At 73.3% G+C, this 4,124-nt stretch carries 3 protein-coding genes; 2 read left to right on the top strand and 1 reads right to left on the bottom strand.

Going from position 1 to position 4,124, the window contains the following annotated elements; translation table 11 throughout:
* Positions 1-1,323 (bottom strand): MFS transporter (locus tag B7767_RS15505; protein WP_085572707.1); only part of this gene is annotated, 1,323 nt, incomplete at its 3' end.
* 263 nt (positions 1,324-1,586) lie between these two features.
* Here B7767_RS15505 and B7767_RS15510 point away from each other — a divergent pair.
* Together B7767_RS15510 and B7767_RS15515 are read left to right on the top strand one after the other, a co-directional pair.
* On the top strand, positions 1,587-3,008 hold the full coding sequence (locus tag B7767_RS15510; RefSeq protein ID WP_085572708.1) for a glycosyltransferase family 39 protein: 1,422 nt from the start codon (positions 1,587-1,589) through the stop codon (positions 3,006-3,008).
* A gap of 248 nt (positions 3,009-3,256) precedes the next feature.
* Positions 3,257-4,124: phosphatase PAP2 family protein (locus B7767_RS15515; protein WP_085572709.1), on the top strand; the 868-nt coding region annotated here is incomplete at its 3' end.

Below are 4,124 nucleotides of genomic sequence, written 5' to 3' on the forward strand. Positions count from 1 at the left end.
GAGGCCGGGCGCGTAGGCCGCGTTCATGACGCTGCCGAGGAGCGCGATCCCCATGCCGGCGCCGAGCTGGTAGGAGGTCTCGCCGATGGCCGCCGCCCCGCCGGCCCGGTCCGGCGGCGCCTCGCTCAGCATCGACTCGTACGCCCCGAACAGCGTGGTCTCCAGGCCGAAGCCGAGCAGGACGAAACCGGTCAGCAGCAGCGGCCAGTCGTCCTGTCCGCCCATCGCGGTCAGGACCACCACCGCGGCGGCCGTCAGGCAGAACCCGGAGCAGACCATGCGGCGCGGGCCGAACCGGCGCAGCATCCGCGCGCCCGCCAGGCCCGCCGCCATCGCCGCGACCGTCAGCGGCAGCAGGCGCAGCCCGGTCTCCAGCGGGGAGAGTCCGAGCACGAGCTGGAGGTACTGGGCCGCGATCAGTTCCAGGCCCACCAGGGCGAGCATCGCCAGCACGATGCACCCCACCGACGTACTGAACGCCGGCCGGGCGAACATCCGCAGGTCGACCAGCGGATGCGTACGGCGTCGCTGCCGGCGTACGAAGGCGGTCAGCAGTCCGGCGCCCACGAGCAGCGGCAGCACGGTCCACACGCCGGCGGCGGAGGCGCCGGCGGCGGAGGCGCCGCCGAGCCGCTTCACGCCGAGGACCACCGCGAACAGTCCGGCGGCGGCCATCAGCGCGCCGGCCACGTCCCAGGGGCCGTCGTCCGTGCCCTTCGACTCGGGCAGCAGGAGCCGCCCGACCGGGAGGCTGACCAGCATCAGCGGGATGTTGACCAGGAACACCGAGCCCCACCAGAAGTGCTCCAGCAGGAAGCCGCCGAGCAGGGGGCCGACCGCCGCGCCCACGGCGGCGACCGCGCTCCAGATGCCGATGGCGAGGGCCCGCTCGCGCCGGTCCGGGAAGACCTGGCGCAGGATCGACAGCGTCGCCGGCATGATCATCGCGCCGCCGACGCCGAGCAGCGCCCGCGCCACGATCAGCACCTGGGCGCTGTCCGCGAGGGCCGCCATGCCGGAGGCGACGCCGAACAGGGCGTAGCCGAGCAGCAGGACGCGTCTGCGGCCGATCCGGTCACCGAGGGTGCCGAAGAGGATCAGCAGCGAGGCGCAGACCAAGGGGTAGGCGTCGACGATCCAGAGCAGCTCCATCGCGCCGGGCCGCAGGTCCTCGGTGACGGCGGGGACCGCGACGTGCAGCACGGTGGCGTCGACGGCGACCAGCAGCAGGCTGGCGCAGAGGACGACGAGCACCACCCAGCGGTTGGCACCGGCCCCGGCCGCCCGACGGCGCAGCGCGGCGGCCGTGGTCGTCCCGGACATGTACGTACCTCCCAGATGTTCCCTCGCGATCGGCGGGCTCACGGGGTCGGGGACTCCCCCGTGACTCGGCCGGAGAGGAGCGGTGGTCTCCGGCCCGCGCAGCGAACGGCGAGTGACACGTCAGAGTACGCGAGTGGGAGCCGGGGTCGAATGGCGGACGTCTCACAGCTCCGGCGGATCGGTGTGGCGTACACCACTTCCCCGTCGGGGCCACACGCCCCCGCCGGGCGGGCCGATTCCCCTCCGGGTCGATAATCGGGCGCGTGAACGATCTCGACACGCGCGCCGTCCCGGCCCGCTCCGGGGCGCTGCGCCGGGCCGCGCCGGCGCTCCTCGGGTACGCCGCCGTGCGTGCCCTGGGCCTGGTCGCGCTGGCCCTGTGGAGCGGGGCGCGCGGCAAGGACGCGTACACCCTGCTGACCGCCCGCTGGGACTCGCTCTGGTACACGAGGGTCGCCGAGCTGGGGTACGGCTACGAGGTGCGGCTGCCCAACGGGGACGTGCACTCCAACCTGGCGTTCTTCCCGCTGCTCCCGTGGCTGGAGCGGCTGGTGGCGGCGGTGTCGCCGCTGTCGTACGCCGACGGGGGCTTCGTGGTGAGCGTGCTCGCCTCGCTCGCGGCGGCCTGGGGGATCTTCGCGGTGGCCGACCACGTGTACGGGCGCCGGGCCGGGGTCTGCGCGGTGCTCCTGTGGGCGGTGCTGCCGGTCGGGATCGTGCAGTCGATGGCCTACAGCGAGTCCCTGTTCACCGCGCTCGCCGCGTGGTCGCTGTACGCCGTGCTGACGGGGCGCTGGGTGACGGCGGGCGTCCTGGCGGGCCTGGCGGGGCTGACCCGTCCGGTGGGGCTGGCGGTGGTAGCGGCGGTGTGGGCGGCGGGCATCGCCTCGTTCCTGCGAGAACGGACCTCCGCGCGGGAGCACGTCTCCGAGCGGGAGCACGCCTCCGCGCGGGAACGGATCTCTGAGCGAGAACACGTCTCCGAGCAGGGGCACGCCTCCGCGCGGGAACACGCCTCCGCGCGAGACCGCTCCTCCCCCGCGCGGGAGCGGACTTCTTTCGCGCGGGATCGCAGCGCGGTGCCGGAGGGCGGCGCGCGGGCCGGGGAACGCGCCGGCGCGCCCGGGATCGCCCGGCGCACGCAGGCACCTGAGGGCGCCCCGTGTGCGACGGACACCTCCGGTGTGCGCCTGCGCCGGGTGCTCGGCATGCTCCTCGCGCCCCTCGGAGCCGCCGGTTACGTCCTGTGGGTCGGGCACCGGACCGGCGACGGGCCGCTGGGGTATCTCGACGTGCAGGCCGGCTGGCGGAACGGGTTCGACGGGGGTTACGCCTTCGCCCGCTTCGTCGCCGACAAGTTCACGTCGTTCCCGTCCGCTCTGGCGGGCCTCGGGCTGGTGGTCGGCGTCGGTCTCGTGGTGTGGCTGTACGTCGTCTGCGTACGGCAGCGCCAGCCCCTCCCCCTGCTGGTGTACGCCGGGGTCGTCACCGCGCTCGCCCTGTGCGCGTCGAGCTACTTCGGCTCGAAACCGCGGCTGCTGCTGCCCGCCTTCCCCCTGCTGCTGCCCCTCGCCCTGGCCCTGGCCCGGCTGCGTACGCCCAGGTCCGCGCCGGTCGTGGGGGCGGTCGCGGCGGCCTCGGCGGTCTACGGGGCCTTCTGGCTGAACGGCTCCGGCCCGCCCTGACCCGGCCCGTCCCGCCCGGAGCGGCCGATGAGCTCCGAGGAAATTCCGCACCAGCCCCCGGTGAACGAATTCAAAAGCGCGATAAAACCCTCCCCCGGAATGATCAAAGGAATTGAAGTCCGCAGTATCCGGGGTTTGTGGATTCGCCGGAGATAAAGACCCTGCTGAGAGGAATGCCACATCACATCGTCATCACAAAGAGGCTGATTCGACGGGGTTCCGCGCTCACTCGCTGTAACGTCGATTGGGTGCGTACCGAACCGAAGCCCACCCGCCTGGACCGGGTGTTCGCGAGGCTGGATCGTGAGCCGGAGCGACCGGCTCACGTCGGCATGCCGCGAATGAGCCGGCACCGGATGGTGCTGTTCGGCGCCGCCCTGGCCTTCTACCTGGCGATCGTGTGGGCCGTGGTGATCACCTCCTGGCTGGTCCGGCTGGACTGGCAGGTGATGTTCTTCCGCCCCTACCAGCAGTGGCCCGAGATCCACGCCTTCGTCGACTACTACGTGGTCCTCGGCCAGCGCGGCCCGACGGCGGTGATGGTGGCGGCCTGGCTGGGCTGGCGCTCCTGGCGGCAGCACACCCTGCGTCCGCTGCTCGCCCTCGGCGTCTCCCTGCTGCTGCTCAACGTCACCGTCGGCGCCGCGAAGTACGGCATGGGGCGCCTCGGACCGCACTACGCGACCGAGATCGGCTCGAACGAGATGTGGCTCGGCGGCGACATATTTCCCAGCGGCCACACCGCCAACGCCGTGGTGACCTGGGGGATCCTGGCCTACCTGGCCTCCACCCCGAGAGCGCGCCGCTGGCTGTCCGCGCTGTCGGCCGTGACCTCGCTCGGTGTGGGGCTGTCCACCGTCTACATCGGGACCCACTGGCTGAGCGATGTGGTCCTGGGCTGGGTCGCGGGCCTGCTGATCCTGCTGGCGCTGCCCTGGTTCGAGCCGGTGATCGCCCGTGCGGAGGCCCGGATCTTCGCCCTGCGCGCCCGCTGGCTGACGCCTCGGGGAGACGCGGCGGAGGCCGGCCCGTCCGGGCGGCCCGTCGTGCTCAGGCCGCTCCCCGGCCGCGCGGGCACGGCCCCCGAGCCGGTTCCCACGGGCCGCCCGGCCTCCC

The organism is Streptomyces sp. 13-12-16, assembly GCF_002114215.1.
In the GTDB taxonomy this organism is placed as follows: domain Bacteria; phylum Actinomycetota; class Actinomycetes; order Streptomycetales; family Streptomycetaceae; genus Streptomyces.